The sequence below is a fragment of the Stenotrophomonas sp. VV52 genome (assembly GCF_002893095.1).
Taxonomy (GTDB): Bacteria; Pseudomonadota; Gammaproteobacteria; order Xanthomonadales; family Xanthomonadaceae; genus Stenotrophomonas; species Stenotrophomonas aracearum.
In genome coordinates, this window is record NZ_PKQQ01000007.1 from 96,696 (window position 1) to 117,327 (window position 20,632).

22 protein-coding genes are annotated in these 20,632 nt (G+C 68.5%); 21 read left to right on the forward strand and 1 reads right to left on the reverse strand.

Features of this window, described 5'->3' with window-relative positions; genetic code table 11:
* Positions 1-9 precede the first annotated feature (9 nt).
* Positions 10-1,407: a cytochrome ubiquinol oxidase subunit I gene (locus tag C2U58_RS12795; protein WP_102946208.1), complete on the forward strand. Its 1,398-nt coding sequence runs from the start codon at positions 10-12 to the stop codon at positions 1,405-1,407.
* Between the two features lies 1 nt (position 1,408).
* Complete coding sequence (gene cydB / locus C2U58_RS12800; RefSeq protein WP_102946209.1) at positions 1,409-2,422, forward strand: cytochrome d ubiquinol oxidase subunit II; 1,014 nt, start codon at positions 1,409-1,411, stop codon at positions 2,420-2,422.
* A 131-nt stretch (positions 2,423-2,553) separates the two neighbouring features.
* On the opposite strand, the gene C2U58_RS12805 is transcribed toward cydB, so the two are convergent.
* A complete protein-coding gene (locus C2U58_RS12805; protein WP_253256733.1) occupies positions 2,554-3,576 on the reverse strand; it encodes a pteridine-dependent deoxygenase in 1,023 nt (340 codons plus the stop codon).
* Between the two features lie 96 nt (positions 3,577-3,672).
* Between C2U58_RS12805 and C2U58_RS12810 the strand changes: the two genes are divergently transcribed.
* From C2U58_RS12810 to C2U58_RS12900, 19 genes are read left to right on the forward strand one after another with little or no spacing between them, the layout of a single operon-like run.
* Positions 3,673-4,422, forward strand: a complete 750-nt coding sequence (locus C2U58_RS12810) for a beta-ketoacyl synthase chain length factor (protein ID WP_102946210.1) — start codon at positions 3,673-3,675, stop codon at positions 4,420-4,422.
* A complete protein-coding gene (locus C2U58_RS12815; RefSeq protein ID WP_102946211.1) occupies positions 4,415-5,212 on the forward strand; it encodes a lysophospholipid acyltransferase family protein in 798 nt (265 codons plus the stop codon). Before C2U58_RS12810 ends, C2U58_RS12815 begins: the two co-directional genes overlap by 8 nt.
* Positions 5,199-5,459, forward strand: a complete 261-nt coding sequence (locus tag C2U58_RS12820) for a phosphopantetheine-binding protein (RefSeq protein ID WP_102946212.1) — start codon at positions 5,199-5,201, stop codon at positions 5,457-5,459. The genes C2U58_RS12815 and C2U58_RS12820 overlap by 14 nt, the downstream gene beginning before the upstream one ends.
* A gap of 19 nt (positions 5,460-5,478) precedes the next feature.
* Positions 5,479-5,736, forward strand: coding sequence for an acyl carrier protein (locus C2U58_RS12825; RefSeq protein ID WP_102946213.1), 258 nt, complete (start codon positions 5,479-5,481; stop codon positions 5,734-5,736).
* 22 nt (positions 5,737-5,758) lie between these two features.
* The gene (locus C2U58_RS12830; protein WP_102946214.1) at positions 5,759-6,310 is read left to right on the forward strand and encodes a hypothetical protein; all 552 of its coding nucleotides are present in this window, start codon (positions 5,759-5,761) and stop codon (positions 6,308-6,310) included.
* A complete protein-coding gene (locus C2U58_RS12835) occupies positions 6,303-7,991 on the forward strand; it encodes an AMP-binding protein (RefSeq protein WP_102946215.1) in 1,689 nt (562 codons plus the stop codon). The genes C2U58_RS12830 and C2U58_RS12835 overlap by 8 nt, the downstream gene beginning before the upstream one ends.
* Entirely contained in the window at positions 7,984-8,739 is a 756-nt protein-coding gene (locus C2U58_RS12840; protein WP_102946216.1) for a glycosyltransferase family 2 protein, read from the forward strand. The genes C2U58_RS12835 and C2U58_RS12840 overlap by 8 nt, the downstream gene beginning before the upstream one ends.
* Positions 8,736-9,683 carry an acyltransferase gene (locus C2U58_RS12845; protein ID WP_102946310.1) on the forward strand — a complete coding sequence of 316 codons (948 nt, stop codon included), beginning with the start codon at positions 8,736-8,738 and terminating at the stop codon, positions 9,681-9,683. The genes C2U58_RS12840 and C2U58_RS12845 overlap by 4 nt, the downstream gene beginning before the upstream one ends.
* Positions 9,673-11,235 (forward strand): aromatic amino acid ammonia-lyase, encoded by a 1,563-nt coding sequence (locus C2U58_RS12850; RefSeq protein WP_102946217.1) that lies wholly within the window; start codon positions 9,673-9,675, stop codon positions 11,233-11,235. Before C2U58_RS12845 ends, C2U58_RS12850 begins: the two co-directional genes overlap by 11 nt.
* The gene (locus tag C2U58_RS12855) at positions 11,222-11,644 is read left to right on the forward strand and encodes an acyl-CoA thioesterase (protein ID WP_102946218.1); all 423 of its coding nucleotides are present in this window, start codon (positions 11,222-11,224) and stop codon (positions 11,642-11,644) included. The genes C2U58_RS12850 and C2U58_RS12855 overlap by 14 nt, the downstream gene beginning before the upstream one ends.
* Complete coding sequence (locus tag C2U58_RS12860) at positions 11,641-12,267, forward strand: outer membrane lipoprotein carrier protein LolA (protein WP_102946219.1); 627 nt, start codon at positions 11,641-11,643, stop codon at positions 12,265-12,267. Before C2U58_RS12855 ends, C2U58_RS12860 begins: the two co-directional genes overlap by 4 nt.
* On the forward strand, positions 12,260-14,650 hold the full coding sequence (locus C2U58_RS12865; protein ID WP_102946220.1) for an MMPL family transporter: 2,391 nt from the start codon (positions 12,260-12,262) through the stop codon (positions 14,648-14,650). The genes C2U58_RS12860 and C2U58_RS12865 overlap by 8 nt, the downstream gene beginning before the upstream one ends.
* A 31-nt stretch (positions 14,651-14,681) precedes the next feature.
* Positions 14,682-15,935: an NAD(P)/FAD-dependent oxidoreductase gene (locus C2U58_RS12870; protein WP_102946221.1), complete on the forward strand. Its 1,254-nt coding sequence runs from the start codon at positions 14,682-14,684 to the stop codon at positions 15,933-15,935.
* The gene (locus tag C2U58_RS12875; protein WP_102946222.1) at positions 15,923-16,474 is read left to right on the forward strand and encodes a DUF3261 domain-containing protein; all 552 of its coding nucleotides are present in this window, start codon (positions 15,923-15,925) and stop codon (positions 16,472-16,474) included. Before C2U58_RS12870 ends, C2U58_RS12875 begins: the two co-directional genes overlap by 13 nt.
* Positions 16,471-17,658, forward strand: coding sequence for a beta-ketoacyl-[acyl-carrier-protein] synthase family protein (locus tag C2U58_RS12880; protein WP_102946223.1), 1,188 nt, complete (start codon positions 16,471-16,473; stop codon positions 17,656-17,658). The genes C2U58_RS12875 and C2U58_RS12880 overlap by 4 nt, the downstream gene beginning before the upstream one ends.
* Before the next feature lie 2 nt (positions 17,659-17,660).
* Positions 17,661-18,116: a hypothetical protein gene (locus tag C2U58_RS12885; RefSeq protein ID WP_102946224.1), complete on the forward strand. Its 456-nt coding sequence runs from the start codon at positions 17,661-17,663 to the stop codon at positions 18,114-18,116.
* Complete coding sequence (gene fabG / locus C2U58_RS12890; protein ID WP_102946225.1) at positions 18,113-18,844, forward strand: 3-oxoacyl-ACP reductase FabG; 732 nt, start codon at positions 18,113-18,115, stop codon at positions 18,842-18,844. Before C2U58_RS12885 ends, fabG begins: the two co-directional genes overlap by 4 nt.
* Positions 18,844-20,085, forward strand: coding sequence for a beta-ketoacyl-ACP synthase (locus tag C2U58_RS12895; RefSeq protein ID WP_102946226.1), 1,242 nt, complete (start codon positions 18,844-18,846; stop codon positions 20,083-20,085). The genes fabG and C2U58_RS12895 overlap by 1 nt, the downstream gene beginning before the upstream one ends.
* A 35-nt stretch (positions 20,086-20,120) precedes the next feature.
* Complete coding sequence (locus tag C2U58_RS12900) at positions 20,121-20,558, forward strand: excinuclease ATPase subunit (protein ID WP_102946227.1); 438 nt, start codon at positions 20,121-20,123, stop codon at positions 20,556-20,558.
* Positions 20,559-20,632 lie beyond the last annotated feature (74 nt).

Sequence of the window (20,632 nt, forward strand, 5' to 3'; positions counted from 1 at the left end):
AGGCGTCGCTTGGACGCGTTGTTGTTGTCCCGGATCCAGTTCGGGTTCGTCATCAGTTTCCATGTGCTGTTCCCCGCCTTCACCATCGGGACGGCGAGCTGGCTGGCGTTTGTCGAGGGCCAGTGGCTGCGTACGAAAAAGCCCATCTGGCGCGAGCTGTACTTCTTCTGGCAGAAGATCTTCGCGGTGTCCTTCGGCATGGGCGTGGTCAGCGGCATCGTCATGGCCTTCCAGTTCGGCACCAACTGGCCGCGCCTGAGCCAGGTGGCCGGCAGCGTGATCGGGCCGCTGCTCACCTACGAGGTGCTCACCGCGTTCTTCCTGGAAGCCAGCTTCCTGGGCGTGATGATGTTCGGCTGGGGCAAGGTCTCGCCGCGCCTGCACTTCTTCTCCACCTGCATGGTGGCGCTGGGCACGCTGGTCTCCACGTTCTGGATCCTGTCCTCCAACAGCTGGCTGCAGACCCCGGCCGGGCACGCCATCATCGACGGCATCGTGGTGCCGCAGGACTGGTGGCAGGTGGTGTTCAACCCCTCCTTCCCGTACCGGCTGGCGCACATGGCGCTGGGCTCGTTCATCACCACCTGTTTCGTGATCGGCGGCGTCGGCGCGTGGTACCTGCGCAAGGGAAAACACGTGGAAGCGGGGCGCACCATGCTGCTGGCGGCGGTTGCGTTCGCCGCGCTGACGGTGCCGGTGCAGATCTTCGTGGGCGACATGCACGGCCTGAACACGCTCAAGCACCAGCCGATGAAGATCGCGGCGGTGGAAGCGCACTGGCATGCGGAAGGCGAGGGCGAAGGCGTGCCGCTGGTGGTGTTCGCCGTGCCCAATGAGAAAGCCGAGCGCAACGACTTCGAGATCGCCATCCCACGCCTGGGCAGCCTGATCCTGACCCATTCGCTGGACGGCACCTTCGACCCGCTGACCGCGGTGCCGGCCAGCGAGCGTCCGCCCGTGGTGCCGGTGTTCTACGCCTTCCGGATCATGGTCGGGCTGGGCACTTTGATGCTGCTGTTGGCCTGGGCCTCGGCCTTCCAGTGGTGGCGCGGCCGCCTGCTGGAGTCGCGCTGGCTGGTGCGCGGCTGGAACTGGATGCTGCCCAGCGGTTTCATCGCGCTGGTCTCGGGCTGGTTCGTCACCGAAATGGGCCGCCAGCCGTGGGTGGTGTACGGCGTGCTGCGCACCGCCGACGCGGTGGGCCCGCAGAGCGCGTGGATGACCGCGCTGTCGCTGGGCGTATACATCGTCGGCTACGCGTTCGTGTTCGGCTGGGGCATCTGGTACCTGGTGAAGATCATCCGCACCGGCCCGAAGCCGCACGATACGCAGCCCCCCATCGAGGACGGCAGCCATACCCCGGCCCGGCCGCTGTCCGGCGCCGATGAACCGCTGGAGGAGCGCTGACATGGAGATGACGACCTGGCTGCCGGTGGCGTGGTTCGCGGTGATCGGCTTTGGCGTGCTGATGTACGTGGTGCTGGACGGCTTCGTGCTCGGCATCGGCATCCTCGCGCCGATGGCCGAGGATGAAGCACAGCTCGATGTGATGATGAACACCGCCGCGCCGATCTGGGACGGCAACGAGACCTGGTTGGTGCTGGGCGGGGCCGGGCTGATGGCGGCCTTCCCCAAGGCCTATGCGGCGCTGCTGTCGGCGCTGTACCTGCCGGTGCTGCTGCTGGTGGTGGCGCTGGTGTTCCGCGGCGTGGCGTTCGAGTTCCGCTTCAAGGCGCACCGCTCGCGCCGGCTGTGGAGCGTGGCGTTCGGGCTGGGTTCGCTGCTGGCCGCGTTCGCGCAGGGCGTGATCCTGGGCGCGCTGGTGCAGGGCCTGCAGGTGGTGGACGGCAACTACGTGGGCGGGCCGTTTGGCTGGTTCAGCCCGTTCTCGATGCTGACCGGGGCAGCGGTGGTGTTCGGTTACGCGCTGCTGGGCAGCACCTGGCTGATCCTGAAGACCGAAGGCCGCGAGCAGGCGGTGGCACGGACCCTGACCCGGCCGCTGGTGGTGGCGGTGATCGTGTTCATGGGCCTGGTCAGCGCCTGGCTGCCGTTCCTGGACTCGCGCCTGATGGCGCGTTGGTTCAGCGACGGCAACTTCTGGTGGTTGTCGCCGGTGCCGTTGCTGACGTTGGCGGTGGCAGTGGCGCTGTGGCGCAGCGCCATGCACCCGCGCCGCGACCTGCCGCCGTTCCTGCTGACCCTGGCGCTGTTCGTACTCGGCTTCATCGGGCTGGTGCTGGGCATGTGGCCGTACCTGCTGCCGCCGAGCATGACCTTGTGGGAGGCCGCCGCGCCGGCCTCGTCGATGGGCTTCAGCCTGGTCGGGCTGGTGGTGCTGCTGCCGGTGATCCTGGGGTACACCGCGTGGTCGTACCGGGTGTTCCGGGGCAAGGTGCGCGCGGACGTTGGGTATCACTGATCGCACGCCCTCCCTGGGCCGGCCAACGGCCGGCGCTACCGTCAGGTCGGTGGATCCCGGTAGCGCCGGCCGTTGGCCGGCCCAGGCGGTGCATGAGATCGCGACGTAGCGCCGGGCTGTGCCGGGCTGCGTTACCCGTGAAGACCTTCGATCTCCACCAGCAGCTCGGCCCGGCACACTTCGGCGTGCAGCACCACGAAGGCCGGTGAACCGGGAAGCGCGGCCATTCGCGCGGCGATCGCCGGCATGTCCCCGGCCCGGCGCACATAGACCTTCAACAGCGAGCCCACGCCCAGCTGCGCCGGCAATGCCGGTCGCTGCGCGCGCGCGGCATCCACCAGGCTCTGCAGGTTGGTCAGGGTCTCGGCCAGCTGTTCTTCCACCGAGCCGGTGTGCTGTGAGACATGGCCGACAATCGCGGCCGTCCCTGACTGCAGCAGCGGCAGGCCGGTCGCCAGCGGCGGCAGCAGCGCACGCGAGAAGCTCGGCGACTGCGGCCCGTACTGGCGCGGGTAGCGGAACGCACTGACCTGGCGCGGGTTCTCCAGCGGCAGGCCCGGCTCACGCGCGGCCAGCCAATACACCTGCAGCCGGCGCACGCCGTCGAAGCGGCCGATGCAGGTCGCCGCCGGCAGCGCGGCCTCGTCCAGCTCGCGCAGCCCACGCACGCGGCCCACGCAGAAGCGCCGATAGCGCTCCTGGTCACCTTCGCCTTCGGTCACCGCATCCAGGTAATTCCAGGTCCGCAGCAGGTGCGGGAAGCCGCAGGTGGACAGAAAACCACTCAAGCGTGCATAGGCATCTGCCGCAGCCGACTCGATATCGCTGTCGACTTCATCAATCTCGATCGCACCGAACAGGAGCGTGTCGGTGGCCGACCAGCGCACCCCGTCGCGCACGCCATGCTGCACGGGGCCGGCGCCCTGCCAGACTTCGATCCGTGCCGGTCCCTGTTCGGCCAGCGGCACCTGCAGCCAGCGCGGGTCGTCGCAGGCCGCTTGGTCAGCGGAAAATCCGAACACGGCCAGGGTCCGCGGATCGGCCAGGAGGGCGTCGCGACGTTCGGCCGGGGCATAGAACGCGTGGAACAGCGCCGGGTCCGACGAGGAAGAAGGGACCTGCGCGGCCGTCGCGCTGTGGATCGTGCTACTCATTTCAGATTGTGAAAGCTGCCAGTGCCAAGGGTGGCATGATAGCGTGCGCTCCTTTCGCGGCGTGTCCCGTCACGCTGGACAACCATGTTGGCGTGAATGATCGAGTTCTCAGTAGTGGATTGGTCGGCCTGGGCACCGGGACTGACCACGAAATCGGCATGGCAGGCGTGGGCGATGGCGCCGACCCTGCCCGAAGGCCCTGACACCCCCGCCCTGCCGGAGGTTCCCCCCATGCAGCGCCGCCGCATCGAGCGCCTGGGGCGGATGGCCATCCAGGCCGCATGCTGGTGCGAGCAGCCCGACGACGCAGGGCAGGTGCCGTTGGTGTTCGCCTCGCGCCATGGCGACGTGGCGCGCTCGATGGAGCTGCTGGATACCCTGCGCCAGGACACTCCCATGTCGCCGACCGCCTTCGGCCTCTCGGTGCACAACGCGGTGGCCGCGCTGTACTCCATTGCACGCGGGCAGCGTGGCAACTACCTGGCCCTGGCCGGCGGGCGCGGCACGGTCGAGGCCGCCTGCGTGGAGGCCTTCGGCCTGCTCGCCGATGGTGCCCCGGAAGTGCGCGTGATCGCCTATGAGTCGCCGTTGCCTGCCGTGTACGCCGGTTTCGCCGACGAACCCGACCCGTTCTTCGCCTGGTGCTGGCGGCTGGCCCGGGCCGACGTGCCCGGTACCCGGCTGTCGCTGGGCTGGGGCGGTGGGGCTTCGGACAGCGGCACGCCGGACAGTCCGGCCGGCGTCCTGCCGCACAGTCTGGAGGCGCTACGCTTCCTGCTTTCCGGCGAGTCGCGCCTGCAGCTGCAGGCCGACGGCCAGCAGTGGACCTGGCAGCGCCGTGGCTGAGCGCTGGCCCGCCCGCCTCGACCGCGCCTGGCGCGTGGTCGGCACCGGCATCAGCTTCGCGGCCTTCGGGGTCGGCGGGCTGGTCCTGGGCGGGGTGCTGCCGTTGCTGTTCCTGCTGCCGGCGGCCCGGAGACGCGTGCTGGCACGTCGGCTGGTCCAGTCCAGTTTCGCCAGTCATGTGGCCCTGATGCGGTGGCTGGGGCTGATGACCTATGAGATCCACGGGCGCGAGCGCCTGCAGCGCAACGGTCTGCTGATCCTGGCCAACCATCCGACCCTGATCGATGTGGTGTTGCTGGTGTCGCTGCTGCCCAACGCCGACTGCGTGGTCAAGCATGCTGTCGCGCGCAACCCGTTCATGCGCGGCCCGGTCCGTGCGGCGGGCTATGTGGCCAACAGCGACGGCGCCGGACTGGTGGATGACTGCATTGCCGCCGTCCACGCCGGGGGGAACCTGGTGATCTTCCCGGAGGGCACCCGGACCGAGCCGGGCCAGCCGCTGCGCCTGCAGCGGGGAGCCGCCAACATCGCGGTACGCGGGCGGCTGGACATCACCCCGGTGCGGATCACCTGCACCCCGCTCACGCTGACCAAGGGACAGAAATGGTATCGTGTGCCATCACGTCGTTTTCACGTTCAGCTGGAAGTCGGGGACGATCTCCCGATCGCCCCGTTCCTGACCGGGGCAGACGACACGCCCAGGGGGGATGCCTTGGCGGCCCGGCGCGTGACCGATCACCTTGCCCATTACTTTGACTTCGCTGGAGAACCAAGCCGTGCAGGCACTTGAGCACGAGATCAAGGAATTGATCATTTCATCGCTTTCATTGGAAGACATCGCTCCAGACGACATCGATGCCGAGGCGCCCCTGTTCGTCGAGGGCCTGGGGCTGGATTCCATCGACGCGCTTGAGCTTGGTTTGGCCCTGCAGAAAAAGTACGGTGTCAGCCTGTCCGCCGATTCGGAAGAAACCCGTCGCCATTTTTCCAGCGTGCGTGCCTTGAGCGAATTCGTCGCCGCACGCCAGCCGTCGTAACGGCGCGTCAGGATTTGTCATGACCAAGAACGAACTTTTCGATCGCATCGTCAAGATCCTCAAGGACAGCTTTGAGATCGAACCGGTGCGCATCACCCCGCAGGCCCGCCTGTACGACGACCTGGACATCGACAGCATCGACGCGGTCGACCTGATCGTGCAGCTCAAGCCACTCCTGGGTCGCAACCTGCAACCTGAAGCGTTCAAGTCGGTACGCACCGTCCAGGACATCGTCGATGTCGTGCACGGTTTGCTGCCCGGGCAAGCGGCCGCCTGACGGCTGCCGCTGAAGGTCGACCATGGTCCGGGTGCGGGTCGCGGCGTTTGCAGTGCTGTCGCTGGCGTACCCGCTGGTGGTGTACCTGTCGCTCGGCCGCTTCGAGCCGCGCTGGATGGCGCTGCTGCTGTTCGCCCTGGCCGCCCTGCGCGCGCTGACCACCCGCCAGCCGGTGTGGTGGGTGGCCGCGGTCGGTGGCGGCCTGCTGGCCCTGCTGGCCACCGCGTTCAACCAGGCGTTGCCCCTCAAGTTGTACCCGGCCCTGGTCAATGCCGTCATGCTGGTGATCTTCGCCACCAGCCTGCGTTTCCCGCCCAGCGCGGTGGAGCGGCTGGCGCGGTTGACCGAGCCGGACCTGCCGCCATTCGCGGTGCTCTATACCCGCCGCGTCACCCAGGTGTGGTGCGGCTTTTTCGTTCTCAACGGGGCCCTGGCCCTGGTCACGGCGTTCTGGGCCTCGAACCAGGTCTGGGCGCTCTACAACGGACTGTTGGCGTACGTGATGATGGGTGTCTTGTTCGCAGGTGAGTGGCTGGTGCGGCGACGGGTGAAGGCGGCGCACGCGCATGGCTGAGTGGATCGCGCTGGACCAGATGGTCGTTGTGCCGCAGCCCGGACGTATCGTCGGCATCGACGCCGACGGCCGCCGCGTGGCGCATGCGGAATTCCGCACCCGGGTGCTGGGCTGGCAGCAGGCGTTCGCCGCCGCGCCGGGACGCGACTGGGCGCTGTACTTCGACGACACCCTGGCCTTCGCTGCCGCCCTGCTGGGCGCGTGGCACGCCGGCAAACGGGTGTTCCTGGGCGGCGACAACCTGCCGGCCACGCTGGACGGCCTGGTCCCGCGCGTGGACGGGTTTGCCGGGGATGTGCCGGATCGACATGCGCCGCTGCAGTCCCTGGCCAACGTGGACCCGGACAGCCTGCTCGATGCGCTGGACGAAGACACGCTGGAACTGGTGGTGTTCACTTCCGGCAGCACCGGTGCGCCCAGCGCCATCGGCAAGCGCCTGCGCCAGCTCACCCGTGAGGTCGACGCGCTGCAGGCCGCCTTCGGCGACCAGCTCGACGGTGCGCAGGTGCACGGCACCGTGTCGCACCAGCATATCTACGGGCTGCTGTTCCGCGTGCTGTGGCCGCTGGCGGCCGGGCGTCCGATCCAGCCGCGGCGGTTCTTCCATGAAGACCTGGTCAGTGCGCTGGCCGAACAGCCTTCGGTGCTGGTGGCGACGCCCGCCCACCTCAAGCGGCTGCCCGAACAGCTGGACTGGTCGGCGTTGAACGGACGCCTGCGCGCGGTGTTTTCTTCCGGCGGCCCGCTACCCGTCGAAGCCGCCCTGCAGGCGCGCGCGCTGCTTGGCGTGGCGCCCACTGAAGTGTTCGGCAGCAGCGAAACCGGCGGCATCGCGTGGCGTCGCTGGAGTGCCGATGCGCCGCAGTGGCACCCGCTGCCGGGCGTGGCGTGGCGAATCGAAGACGGCTGCCTGTCAGTGTCGTCGCCGCACCTGGCCGACAGTGCCTGGTGGCAGACCCAGGACCGCGTCGAGGCCGACGCCGGGCAGAGCTTCCGCCTGCTCGGACGCGTCGACCGCATCGTCAAGATCGAGGAGCGCAGGGTCTCGCTCGACGCGCTGGAACAGCAGCTGCGCGCGCACCCGCAGGTGCAGGATGTACGCGTGCTGGTACTGCCGGGCGCGCGCGAACAGCTCGCCGCCGTGGTGGTACCGCGTGCGGTCGATCCCGCAGAGTGGGACGACGCCGCGCGCCGCCAGTTCGCCCGGCAGCTGGGCGAGCACCTGGCGCAGAGCCATGATGCGGTCACTCGGCCGCGGCGCTGGCGTTTCGTTGACGAACTGCCGTACAACGCGCAGGGCAAGACCACCGCCGTGGCGCTTGCAGCGCTGTTCCGGCCGCTGCTGCCTTCCGCGCAGTGGCAGCAACGCGACGCCGACGCCGCGCTGCTGGTGCTGCCGCTCGAACCGGACCTCGTCGCCTTCGACGGTCATTTTCCGCAGGCGAAGATCCTGCCCGGGGTGGTCCAACTGGACTGGGCGATCCATTACGCACGCGAAGTGTTCGCGATGCCGCTGCGTTTCGAACGCATGGATGCGCTGAAATTCCAGCACGTCGCGCGCCCGGGCGACCGCCTGCAGCTGACCCTCGGCTGGGACGCGGTCAAGTCGGTGCTCAGCTTCCGCTACGTCTCCGACCACGGTGTGCACGCCAGTGGCCGGGTGGTGTTCGGCGATGCGTGAGGCCACGCTGGTGGTGATTCCGGTCTACGACCACGAACACGCCATCGGCGCCGTGGTGCAGGGCGTGCTTGCCAGCGGCCTGCCCTGCCTGCTGGTCGATGACGGCTCGCACGCCGCCTGCGCGGCGACGCTGCAGGACCTCGCCGACGCGCAGCCGGATCACGTTGCGCTGCTGCGGTTGCCGACCAACCAGGGCAAGGGCGGTGCGATGCTGGCCGGGTTTGCCGAAGCGGCGCGGCGCGGGTACAGCCACGTGCTGCAGATCGACGCCGACGGCCAGCACGAGCCGGGCGACATTCCACGGTTCCAGGCACTGGCCCGGCAGCACCCGCATGCGGTGATCTGCGGCACGCCGGCCTACGACGAAAGCGTGCCGAAGGCGCGCCTGTATGGGCGCTACGCCACCCACATCTGGGTCTGGATCAACACGCTGTCGCTGCAGATCCGCGATTCGATGTGTGGCTTTCGGGTCTATCCGCTGGCGCCGGTGATCCGGCTCGTGGGCGAGGAAACCATCGGCCGCCGCATGGACTTCGACAGCGAGATCCTGGTGCGGCTGTTCTGGCGGGAGGTGCAGGTGATCAGCGTGCCGACCCGGGTCACCTATCCCAGTGACGGCGTTTCGCATTTCGACGTGTGGCGCGACAACGTCCGTATCAGCCGCATGCACACCCGGCTGTTCTTCGGCATGCTCGCGCGCGCACCGCGCCTGCTGTGGCGCCGCCGCAGAGGCACCCGCGCAGCATGAATACGCCAGCATCCGCCAACGCCCCGCATTGGGCCGACCTGGGCGAGAGCACGTCGGCGGCCGGTGTGCTGTTCCTGTGCGGGGTGCACCGCTGGTTCGGGCGCTGGCCGTTCCGGCTGTGCGTGTACCCGGTGGTGCTGTGCCACTGGCTGGGCAACGGCGTGGCGCGGCGCGCCTCGCTGCAGTACCTGCAGCGGCTGCAGGCGCACACCGGCGTATTCGGCGGCGCCCCAGGGTATTGGGCCAGCCTGAAGCATTTCGCGCTGTTCGCCGACACGATGCTGGACAAGCTGCTCGGCCTCGGCGGGCGTTACCCGCCCGAGCGCATCCACCTGCAGCGCGACCTGATGCTGGAAAAGATCGCGCGCCGCGAGGGCGGGCTGATCCTCACCGCGCATATCGGCTGCCTGGAGCTGTGCCAGGTGCTGGCCGAACAGGTGCCGGGGTTCCATATCACCGTGCTGGTGCACACCGCGCACGCGCAGCGCTTCAACCGGCTGATGCAGCGGCTGGACCCGCTGGCGTCGGTGGAACTGATGCAGGTCACCGACATGGGCCCGGCCACCGCGGTGGAACTGCAGCGTCGCGTGCAGGCCGGCGGCTTCGTCGCCATCGTCGGCGACCGCGTGCCCCTGCGCGGCGGTCGCACCGTGCCGGCGCCGTTCCTGGGCCACACCGCGCAGTTCCCGATCGGCGCCTATGTGCTGGCGGCAGCGCTGGGCTGCCCGGTGTACAGCATGGCCTGCCTGCATGAAGGTAATGGCTACCGTGTGCGCTTCGAGCATTTCAGCGACCGCATCGTGCTGCCGCGCGGGTCGCGCGACGCCGCGCTGACCGCGCAGGCCGAACATTTCGCGCGGTGGCTGGAACTCCAGGTCACCGAAGCACCCTTGGACTGGTTCAACTTCTTCCCCTTCTGGGATCAGGCATCTCATGGCACGTAACGCAGGCTCTACTCCGGCACGCACGGTCCGCTTCGGCGACGCGCCGCTGACCATCGAAGACGTGGTTGCGCTGTCGCAGCGCCAGGCTGACGCGGTCGTCACCGACGACCCCGCGTTCACCGCGCGCATCCAGCGTGGCGCCGACTTCCTCGACCGCCTGTTGCGCGAAGACGGGGTAATCTACGGCGTGACCACCGGCTATGGCGACTCGTGCACGGTGAACATTCCGCCGGCACTGGTGGCCGAGCTGCCGCATCACCTGTTCACGTACCACGGCTGCGGCCTGGGCCGGTTCCTGGACGAGCAGGAAACCCGCGCGGTGATCGCTGCGCGCCTCGCCTCGCTGGTACGCGGCATGTCCGGGGTCAGCCATCCGCTGCTGCAGGGCCTGGCCACGTTGCTGCGCCACGACGTGCTGCCGCTGATTCCGGCCGAAGGCTCGGTCGGCGCCAGTGGCGACCTGACCCCGCTGTCCTACGTGGCCGCCGTGCTGTGTGGCGAGCGCGAGGTGATGTACCAGGGCGCGCGCCGCCCGGCGGCCGAAGTGCTGGCCGAGATCGGCATGGCGCCGCTGCGGCTGCGCCCCAAGGAAGGCCTGGCGATCATGAACGGCACCGCCGTGATGACCGCTCTGGCCTGCCTGGCTTACGAACGCGCGGACTACCTGACCCGGCTCGCTACCCGCCTCACGGCATTCAACGTATTGGCCAGCGACGGCAACGCGCACCACTTCGACGAGATGCTGTTCGCGGCCAAGCCGCACCCGGGCCAGATGCAGATCGCCGCGCGCCTGCGCGACGACCTGCACAGCGACCGCCCGCCGCGCAACGAACAGCGCCTGCAGGACCGCTACTCGCTGCGTTGCGCGCCGCACGTGATCGGCGTGGTCCAGGACGCGCTGCCGTTCCTGCGCCAGCTGATCGAAACCGAACTCAACAGCGCCAACGACAACCCGCTGATCGACGCCGACGGCGAGCGCATCCTGCACGGTGGCCACTTCTACGGCGGGCATATCGCCTTCGCCATGGATGCCTTGAAGAACACCATCGCCAACCTGGCCGACCTGCTCGACCGGCAGTTGGCGCTGGTGGTGGACGCACGCTTCAACCACGGGTTGCCAGCCAACCTGTCGGCCTCGACCGGCGAGCGCGCGCCGATCAACCACGGCCTGAAGGCGCTGCAGATCAGCGTCTCGGCGTGGACCGCCGAAGCGCTGAAGCAGACCATGCCAGCCTCGGTGTTCTCGCGCTCCACCGAGTGCCACAACCAGGACAAGGTCAGCATGGGCACCATTGCCGCGCGCGACTGCCTGCGCGTGATCGAGCTGACCGAACAGGTGGTGGCCGGCATGCTGATCGCGGCGCGCCAGGGCGTCGCCCTGCGCGAGCGCGTGGGCATGAATGCCACCCTGCACGGCGAGCTGGCCGCCATGTACCAGGACCTGTGCGGGCGCATCGCGCTGGTCGAGGAAGACCGTGCCCTGGACGGCGAACTGCGCGGCCTGCTGGATGACATCCGCGGGCAGCGCTGGAGCCTGTATGACAACGCCTGACCTGAGCTTCGAGGTCGCGCTGTCGCCGACCTTCCACGACTGCGATCCGATGCACGTGGTCTGGCACGGCAACTACTTCAAGTATTTTGAAGTGGCCCGCTGCGCGCTGCTGCAGCGCTACGACTACGACTACCCGCAGATGCGCGACTCCGGCTACATCTGGCCGGTGGTCGACGCGCGCGTGAAGTACATCCGCCCGCTGCTGTACGGGCAGGCGCTGCGCGTGCGCGCCACCATCACCGAATGGGAGAACCGCCTGAAGATCGCCTACGAGATCCTCGACGCAGGTACCGGCAAGGTGCTGACCCGCGCCCATACCATCCAGGTCGCGGTCGATGCGGCCACCAACGAAATGCTGTACCTGTGCCCCTCGGTGCTGTGGGAACGGCTGGGAGTAGACGCGCCATGACCCGTTTCCTGCGCACGCTGGGCGTGCTGTTGCTGCTGGCCGTGTGCGCGCCGGCGTTCGCCGCGCCCGGTGCAGACGTCGACCTGGTCAAGCAGCGCGTAGCGAAGGTGGGCGTGCTGCGCGGCGAGTTCAACCAGGACAAGCAGGTGGCCGGTTTCAAGAACCCGCTGCGTTCGCAGGGCCGCTTCGTGCTGGCCCAGGATCGCGGCGTGATCTGGACCACGCTCAAGCCGTTCCCCTCCGAAGTGGTGGTCACCCGCGACCGCATCCTCAGCCGCCAGCGCGACGGCAGCAGCCGGGTCGAACTGGACGGCCGCCAGCAGCCGGCGATGCGCTCGGTCAACGCGATCATGTTCGCGCTGATGAGCGGCGACGCACAGGCGCTGTCGGCGCAGTTCGTGGTCAAGGTGGAGGCGCTGCCGGACAACGGCTGGAGCATGCAGCTGACCCCACGCTCGGCGATGCTGGCCAAGGTGTTCAGCGCGCTCAGCCTGAGCGGCGACCGCTACGTGCGCGAGGTGCAGATCACCGAAGCCAACCAGGACGTTACCCGCATCCACTTTGCCGCCCTGAGCGAAACCCCGGCGCAGTTGAGCGCCGACGAGGGCCGCCGGTTTGAATGAGGCGTTGAGTTCGGCGTGGCGCGAGAACGGTCGCCTGCAGCGTGCCTGGCGCTGGTTGGCCGTGGCCTGGCTGCTGGTGCTGATCGGCCTGGGCGTGCAGCAGTGGCGGTTGTGGCAGCAGGAGTCGCGGATCGACACCGATATCCTGGCTCTGCTGCCGCAGGATGCGCATGACCGCCTGCTCTCGGACGTGACCCGCCGCATCGCCGACGCCAATGCACGCCAGGTCGTGGTGCTGCTTGGCAGCGCCGATGCCGCGCAGACCAAGGCCGCCGAACAGGCGTTCCGCGATGCGATCTCGCCCTCCGCCGTAGAACGGGGCTCTGCCCCGCTGGCAGCAGGGCAGAGCCCCGCTCTACGGGAGGCAGGCTCCATCGAAGGCTGGTTCGATCAGGCGCGCGCGTTCTACGCGCCCTATCGCGACCGCCTGCTCACGGATCAGCAGCGCCAGCGCCTGCAGGACGAATCCGCCGAAAGCCTGTCCGAGTCTGCGCTGGCCGCGCTGTACGGTCCGATGGGCGCACCGCGCCTGACCGAATGGCGGCAGGACCCGTTGTCGCTGTGGCCGCAGTGGTGGCAGGAACGCGCAGTGGGCTCTGGCCTGCGCATGGGCGATGACGGGCTGCTTGAAGCCGACGGCAAGCACTGGTCGGTACTCCAGTTCGAAACCATCGGCTCGGCCTTCCAGCTGGACGGCGAACGCCATATCGACCTGCTGCTGGACGCCGCCACCGCAGCGGCGAGCAAACAGGCGCCCGGCCTGGACGTGCTGCGCGCCGGCGTACCCCTGCATGCGGAAGCAGCAGCGGTGCAGGCCAACCGCGAAATCAACACGATCGGCTGGGGTTCGCTGGCGGCGGTGCTGCTGCTGGTGTGGCTGGCGTTCCGCTCGCTGCGGCCGATCCTGCTGGTCGGCGCCTCGCTGCTGATCGGCTGCGGCGTGGCGCTGGCGGTGACGGTCCTGGTGTTCGGCAAGGTGCACGTGCTGACCCTGGTGTTCGGCGCCTCGCTGGTCGGCGTGGCCGAGGACTACGGCATCCACTGGTTCGCTTCGCGCCAGGCCGAACCGGCCGACCGTCGCTGGAAGCTGCTGCGGCACCTGCTGCCGGGGTTGTGGCTGGCATTGCTGACCAGCGCGCTCGCCTACCTGGCGCTTGGCCTGGCTCCATTCCCGGGTCTGCGGCAGATGGCGTTGTTCTCGGTGGTGGGCCTGGCCGCGGCCTTCCTCACGGTGATCTTCTGGTTCCCGTGGCTGGACGGCGGCGAGATCCGCAGCACCCGCTTCGCACGCTGGCTCGGCGCCACGCTGGAGCGCTGGCCGCGCCTGCACGGACGTCGCCCGGTAGCCCTGTTCCTCGGCGCAGTGGTGGTGGTTTCCGCCGTGGGCATGCTGCGCCTGCAGCCCAACGACGACCTGCGCAGCCTGCAGTCCTCGCCGATGTCGCTGAGCAGCCAGCAGATCCGCATCAGCCAGATGCTGGGCATGCCCAGCCCCGCGCAGTTCTATCTGGTGCAGGGCGACAGCGCCGAGCAGGTACTGGAGCGCGAGGAAGCCCTGGTCGCCCGCCTGCGCGTGCTGTCGGCGGACAAGCAGATCGGCGGCTATCGCGCCCTCAGCGAGTGGCTGCCATCGGTGCAGCGGCAGCACGCCGACGCTGCGCTGACCGCACAAGTGGAACCGCAGGTGCTGGCTGCCGTGGGCGACACGGTCGGCGAAAGCCTGGAACGACCGGCTTACGCCGCGCAGGACCTGCAGGCCGACGCGTTCCTGGCCTCGCCGGCGTCGATGCCGTTCCGGCACCTGTGGTTGGGTGAAGTGGGGCAGGGCATGGCCTCGGTGGTGATGGTCGACGACCTCTCACGCGCCGACGCGCTGAGCCTGCTGGAAGCGCAGGCCACCGGCATCGACGGTGTACGCTGGGTCGACCGCACTGCCGATTTCTCCGCATTGCTCAAGCACTACCGCAAGCTGATGAGCGCGCTGCTGCTGGTTGGCATCGTGCTGGTGTTCGCGGTGCTGTACTGGCGTTACCGCGCCCAGGCCTGGCGCGTGTTCGCTCCGACCCTGGCCGCCGGTGCGCTCACCCTGGGCCTGCTCGGCCTGTTCGGCCAGCCGTTGCAGCTGTTCAATGTGCTGGCGCTGATGCTGCTGCTGGGCATGGGCATCGACTACGGCATCTTCCTGGTCGAACACCGCGGCGACGCCAGTGCGTGGCTGGCGGTGTGCGTGGGCGCGGCCAGCACCTGGCTGTCGTTCGGCCTGCTCGGCCTGTCGGCGACCCCGGCGCTGCGCGCATTCGGTCTCACCCTGTTGTTCGGCATCGGCCTGGTCTGGCTGATCTCGCCGCTGTTCCGTCCTCAACCGCACGACGCACCGCACTGAGCGACCGCGCCGAAGCCCTTTTGTCTTGATCATGGATGCATCGATGAACGCAGCACTGGAAAAAACTGAAATCCTCGTGATCGGCGCCGGTCCTGCCGGTTCGGTTGCCGCTGCCATGCTCCGCAAGCAGGGCCGCCAGGTGCTGATGCTGGAGCGCCAGCAGTTCCCGCGCTTCTCCATCGGCGAGAGCCTGCTGCCGCAGAGCATGGAATACATCGAAGCGGCCGGCCTGCTGCAGGATGTGGTGGAAGCCGGCTTCCAGTACAAGAACGGCGCGGCGTTCGTGCGTGGCGAGCGCACCACCGAATTCGACTTCCGCGACAAGTTCTCACCAGGCTGGGGCACCACCTACCAGGTACAGCGCGCCAACTTCGACGACGTGCTCGCGCGCGGCGCCGAGCGCATGGGCACCACCCTGCGCTTCGGCGATGAAGTGCTCTCGGTCGAACCGGGCAGCCCGGCCCGCGTCCAGGTGCGCCGCCCGGACGGCAGCGAGTACACCATCGAAGCCGGTTTCATCCTCGACGCCAGCGGCTTCGCGCGCCTGCTGCCACGGCTGCTCAAGCTGGAGTCGCCGTCGAACTTCCCGGTGCGTGGCGCGATCTTCTGCCACGTGCGCGACAACATCCCGGCCGACGGCGGCTTCGACCGCAACAAGATCCTGATCACCACCCATCCCGAACACGTGGACGTGTGGTACTGGACCATTCCGTTCTCCAACGGCTGCTGCTCGCTGGGCGTGGTCGCCGAGCCGAGCTTCTTCGAGAAGTACGGCGGCACCGACCTGGAAAAGCTGCAGGCCATCGTCGGCGAAGACCCCAACCTGACCCGCCTGCTCAAGGACGCGGAATGGGCGGTGCTGCCGGTGCGCACCATCACCGGCTACTCGGCCAACGTCAGCTCGCTGTGGGGCGAGGGCTACGCACTGCTGGGCAACGCCGGCGAGTTCCTCGACCCGGTGTTCTCTTCCGGCGTGACCATCGCGTTCAAGTCGGCGCAGCTGGCCAGCGACTGCCTGGCCCGCCGCCACGCCGGTGAACAGGTGGACTGGGAGCGCGAGTTCGCGATTCCGCTGCGCGCCGGCGTGAAGACCTTCCGACGCTTCGTTGAAGCGTGGTACGCCGGCGGCTTCCAGAAGATCATCTACCATCCTGACCAGCAGCCGGAGATCCGCCGCATGATTTCCTCGATCCTTGCCGGCTATGCCTGGGACACCCGGAATCCGTACGTGGCCGACGACAGCGGTCGTCGCCTGCGGGTGCTGGAGGAACTGTGCAGCGCCTGATCCTGACCCTGCTGTTGAGCGTACTGCTGGCCGCCTGTGCCAGCACCCGCATGCCCGTGCCGCGGGTGCAGCTGCCGACCCTGCAGCTGCCACCCTCGGCGCTGGCGCAGCCGTTGCAGCTGCAGCAGCGCCTGCAGTTCCGCTTCGGCAGTCACGAACGCGAGCTCGACGCACTGCTTGAAGCCGATGGCGAACAGGTCAGGCTGGCGGTGCAGGCGATGGGACAGACCGGCGTGCGCATGGTCTGGGACGGGCATACGCTGGAACAGACCCGCGCACCCTGGCTGCCACCGCAGGTGCGCGGCGAGCGCGTGCTGGACGACCTTCAGTTCGCGCTGTGGCCGGCCGATGCCATCCGGGCGGCGCTACCGTCCGGATGGACGCTGGTCGAGGACGGCGGTAGGCGTCGCCTGGAGCAGAACGGCAAGGCCTGGCTGGTGCTGGAACCGCTGGAAAACGGCCGCGTGCGCCTGCGCAACCTGGCCGAAGGCTATGAACTGGTCATCGAATCGTTGGACATGGGACAGGCGGAATCGTGAGCAGTACGGCGGTATATCTGAATGAACTGGGCGTGGTCTGCGCACTGGGCAGTGGGCGCGCGCAGGTGCGCGACGGCCTGTTCGCCGACCAGCCCGGTGGCCTCCGTGACAACGACCAGATGATCCCCGGGCGCACCTTGGCGCTGGGTGAGGTGGCCGACCCGCTGCCGGACCTGTCGGACCTGCCGGTGGCGCTGCGCGGGCGCAACAACGCGCTGCTGGAAGGTGCGCTGCTGCAGATCCGCCCGGCCGTGGACGCGGCGATCAGGCAGTACGGTGCCGACCGCGTGGCGGTGATCATCGGCACCAGCACCTCGGGGATCGGCGAGTCGGAGAACGCCCTGCGCATGCAGGCCGACGAAGGCCGCTGGCCCGATGACTTCCACTATGCGCAGCAGGAAATGGGCACTTCGGCCCGCTTCGTGCGCGAGCGCATCGGCAGCGCCGGGCCGTCCTGGACCATTTCCACCGCCTGTTCGTCCAGCGCCAAGGCGCTGATGTCGGCGGCGCGGCTGCTGCGTGCCGGGGTCGTCGACGCCGTGGTGGCCGGCGGCGACGACTCGCTGTGCCGCTTCACCGTGGCCGGCTTCTGCGCGCTGGAGTCGGTCTCGGCGGCGCGCTGCAACCCGTTCTCGCGGCACCGCAACGGCATCAACATCGGTGAGGGCGCGGCCCTGTTCCTGATGACCCGCGAACCGGGCCCGGTGCGGCTGTCGGGCTGGGGCGAGTCGTCCGACGCGCATCACATGTCCGCGCCCGACCCGCAGGCGCGCGGCGCCATCGATGCCATGCAGCAGGCGCTGGACCGCGCCGGACTGGCGCCGCAGCAGGTCGACTATGTGAACCTGCACGGCACCGCTACCGGTCACAACGACGCCATGGAGAGCGTGGCCGTGGCGCAGGTGCTGGGGACCGCGGTGCCGGCCAGTTCGACCAAGCCGCTGACCGGGCACACCCTGGGGGCCTCCGGTGCGATTGAAGCCGCGCTGTGCTGGATGACCCTGGCCGACAATCCGGACCAGCGCCTGCCCACCCACTGGTGGGACGGCGAGGCCGACGAGGCATTGCCGACGCTGGCCCTGGTCGCCCCGGGCACGCGCGCGTCGCACCCGCTGCAGCACGTGCTCAGCCATTCCTTCGCGTTCGGCGGCAGCAATGCCGTGCTGGCGCTGGCACGGGGTTGAGCATGCAGCTTCCCACCGATATCGAAAGCGTACTGCCGCACCGCGACAGCCTGCGCCTGGTCGACCGGGTCATCGACTGGCAGCCCGAATCCATCGTGGTCGAGGTGGACGTGCCCGCGCAGGGCCTGTTCTCCGGCCCCGACGGCGTGCCGGCCTGGGTCGGCGTGGAGTACATGGCGCAGGCGATTGCGGCCTGGGCCGGATGCCGGGCCCGCGCCGAAGGGCGCGAACCCTCGATCGGGTTCCTGCTCGGCACGCGGCGCTACACCGCCCACCAGCCGGCCTTCACGCCGGGCACCTGCCTGCGGGTGGAGGCACAGTGCGAGCTGATGGGCGAAAATGGCCTGGGCATGTTTGCCTGCCGGATCCTGGCAGGCGATGTTGAATTGGCGGTCGCCAACGTATCGGTGTTCGAACCACGCGATGCAATGGCCTATCTGGAGAGTGGAGAGGCATGACAGGGAACTTGACCGTGCTGGTGACCGGCGCCAGCCGGGGCATCGGCCGCGCCGTGGCGCTGCGAATCGCGCGCGACGGCTTCGACGTGGTGGTGCATTGCCGCAGCCGTGTCGAGGAAGCACAGCAGGTAGTCGCGCAGATCCAGGCACTGGGTCGGCAGGCGCGCGTGCTGGTGTTCGACGTCTCCGACCGCGACGCTGCGCGTACCGCGCTGGAAGCGGACATCGAGGCGCACGGCACCTATTACGGCGTGGTCTGCAATGCCGGCATCGCACGTGATGGCGCGTTCCCGGCCATGCCTGCCGAGGACTGGGACGCGGTGGTGCACACCAACCTGGACAGCTTCTACAACGTGCTGCACCCGCTGGTGATGCCGATGGTGCGGCGGCGCAGGCCGGGCCGCATCGTCACCCTGTCCTCGGTCTCGGGGCTGGTCGGCAACCGCGGCCAGACCAACTACAGTGCGGCCAAGGCCGGGATCATCGGCGCCACCAAGGCGCTGGCACTGGAACTGGCCAGCCGCGCGATCACCGTCAACTGCGTGGCACCCGGCCTGATCGAGACCGAGATGGTCAACCAGGAGGTGCTCGACCACGCACTCAAGCTCATTCCCGCCGGCCGCATGGGCCAGCCGGACGAGGTCGCGCACGCGGTTTCGTTCCTGTTGTCCGAATCGGCCGGGTACATCACCCGCCAGGTGATTTCGGTGAACGGAGGCATGGTCTGATGCGCGGTCCCGAACGTCGCGTGGTGGTCACCGGTGCCGCCGCGATCAGTCCGCTGGGCAACGACTGGCCGAGCATCCGCACGCGCCTGCATGAACAGCGCAACGCGGTGCGCTACATCCCGGAGTGGGAAGTGTTCGATGGCCTGAACACCCGCCTGGCTGCGCCGGCGCAGGATTACGAACTGCCGTCCAACTACAACCGCAAGACCACCCGCAGCATGGGCAAGGTGGCGGTGATGTCGGTGCGCGCCACCGAACTGGCGCTGGAAGCGGCCGGCCTGCTCGGCCACCCGGTGCTGCGCAGCGGCCTGGCCGGCGTGGCCTACGGCTCCTCGTCGGGCAGCCACGAAGCCACCGCCGAATTCGGCCGCATGCAGCACGACCACACCACCGAAGGCATCAGCGCCACCACCTACCTGAAGATGATGAGCCACACCTCGCCGGTGAACATCGGCGTGTTCTTCGGCTTGTCCGGGCGGGTCTACACCACCTCCAGTGCCTGTACCTCGGGCAGCCAGGGCGTGGGCTCGGGCTATGAAGCGATCCGCAGTGGCAAGCAGACGGTGATGGTCACCGGCGGCGCTGAACAGCTCGACGCCACCGCTGCTGCAGTGTTCGACACCCTGTTCGCCACCAGCGTGCGCAACGACGCACCGCAGACCACGCCCAGCCCGTTCGACGCGCACCGCGATGGCCTGGTGCTGGGCGAAGGCGCCGGCACCCTGATCCTGGAAGAGCTGGAGCACGCGCAGGCGCGCGGCGCCACCATCCTGGCCGAAGTGGTCGGCTATGGCACCAACAGCGACGGCCAGCACGTCACCCAGCCGACCGCCGACACCATGGCCCAGGCCATGCGCCTGGCGTTGGAAGATGCGGGCCTGGAACCGGGCCAGATCGGCTACGTCAACGCGCACGGCACCGCCACCGAGCACGGCGACATCGCCGAAACCCAGGCCACGGCCCAGGTATTCGGCGCGGGTATGCCGATCAGTTCGCTGAAGAGCTATGTCGGCCACATGCTCGGCGCCTGCGGCGCGTTCGAAGCCTGGGTCACCATTGAAATGATGCGCGAAGGCTGGTTCGCCCCGACCCTGAACCTGCACGAGGTCGACCCGCGCTGCGGCGCGCTGGATTTCATCCGGGGCGAAGGCCGCCTCATGCAGCCTGAGTACGTGATGAGCAACAACTTCGCCTTCGGCGGCATCAACACCTCGTTGATCTTCCGCCGCTGGCAGGACTGAGCAACACCCCCGACTTACAACAAGGAGAAAGTTGAATGCGTCGTTTTGCCCTGTTTGCCGCTGCCGCCCTGCTCACCGTCGCCAGCACCGCCCACGCCCGTGAAACCCGTGTCGAGCAGTCGCTGCGCAGCCTGATCGAATCCCCTGAAGCCAAGGCCGCCGGTATCGACGGCAGCGTGCGTTTCTACCTGGCCGGCGAAAAGGTCAACGTCCAGCAGCGGATGGGTGAAGACGTGACCAACAAGAAGACCAACGCCGCCAACAAGAGCGACGAGGTGGCCTGCAACTGGGTGGCGCTGTCGGCCCTGAAGGCCCTGCAGGACGGCGCGAAGTCGCGCGGCGCCAATGCCGTGGTCGACATCGTCAGCTACTACAAGAAGAACGAATTCAAGAGCACCACCAACTACGAATGCTATGCCGGCGCCATCCTCGCTGGCGTCGCGCTGAAGGGTACCTACGCAAAGGTGAAATGAGGCGAAGCCTGATTTCACCGGTAGCGCCGGCCGCTGGCCGGCCCATGCATGCGCCGGCGACCCAGGATTGCCGC

Excerpts from the sequence above, each read along its gene's own strand:
- cydB (WP_102946209.1), top strand. The coding sequence starts at position 1,409 with ATGGAGATGACGACCTGGCTGCCGGTGGCGTGGTTCGCGGTGATCGGC.
- C2U58_RS12805 (WP_253256733.1), bottom strand. The coding sequence starts at position 3,576 with ATGAGTAGCACGATCCACAGCGCGACGGCCGCGCAGGTCCCTTCTTCC.
- C2U58_RS12810 (WP_102946210.1), top strand. The coding sequence starts at position 3,673 with ATGATCGAGTTCTCAGTAGTGGATTGGTCGGCCTGGGCACCGGGACTG.
- C2U58_RS12825 (WP_102946213.1), top strand. The coding sequence starts at position 5,479 with ATGACCAAGAACGAACTTTTCGATCGCATCGTCAAGATCCTCAAGGAC.
- C2U58_RS12830 (WP_102946214.1), top strand. The coding sequence starts at position 5,759 with ATGGTCCGGGTGCGGGTCGCGGCGTTTGCAGTGCTGTCGCTGGCGTAC.
- C2U58_RS12835 (WP_102946215.1), top strand. The coding sequence starts at position 6,303 with ATGGCTGAGTGGATCGCGCTGGACCAGATGGTCGTTGTGCCGCAGCCC.
- C2U58_RS12840 (WP_102946216.1), top strand. The coding sequence starts at position 7,984 with ATGCGTGAGGCCACGCTGGTGGTGATTCCGGTCTACGACCACGAACAC.
- C2U58_RS12845 (WP_102946310.1), top strand. The coding sequence starts at position 8,736 with ATGAATACGCCAGCATCCGCCAACGCCCCGCATTGGGCCGACCTGGGC.
- C2U58_RS12850 (WP_102946217.1), top strand. The coding sequence starts at position 9,673 with ATGGCACGTAACGCAGGCTCTACTCCGGCACGCACGGTCCGCTTCGGC.
- C2U58_RS12855 (WP_102946218.1), top strand. The coding sequence starts at position 11,222 with ATGACAACGCCTGACCTGAGCTTCGAGGTCGCGCTGTCGCCGACCTTC.
- C2U58_RS12860 (WP_102946219.1), top strand. The coding sequence starts at position 11,641 with ATGACCCGTTTCCTGCGCACGCTGGGCGTGCTGTTGCTGCTGGCCGTG.
- C2U58_RS12870 (WP_102946221.1), top strand. The coding sequence starts at position 14,682 with ATGGATGCATCGATGAACGCAGCACTGGAAAAAACTGAAATCCTCGTG.
- C2U58_RS12885 (WP_102946224.1), top strand. The coding sequence starts at position 17,661 with ATGCAGCTTCCCACCGATATCGAAAGCGTACTGCCGCACCGCGACAGC.
- fabG (WP_102946225.1), top strand. The coding sequence starts at position 18,113 with ATGACAGGGAACTTGACCGTGCTGGTGACCGGCGCCAGCCGGGGCATC.
- C2U58_RS12895 (WP_102946226.1), top strand. The coding sequence starts at position 18,844 with ATGCGCGGTCCCGAACGTCGCGTGGTGGTCACCGGTGCCGCCGCGATC.
- C2U58_RS12900 (WP_102946227.1), top strand. The coding sequence starts at position 20,121 with ATGCGTCGTTTTGCCCTGTTTGCCGCTGCCGCCCTGCTCACCGTCGCC.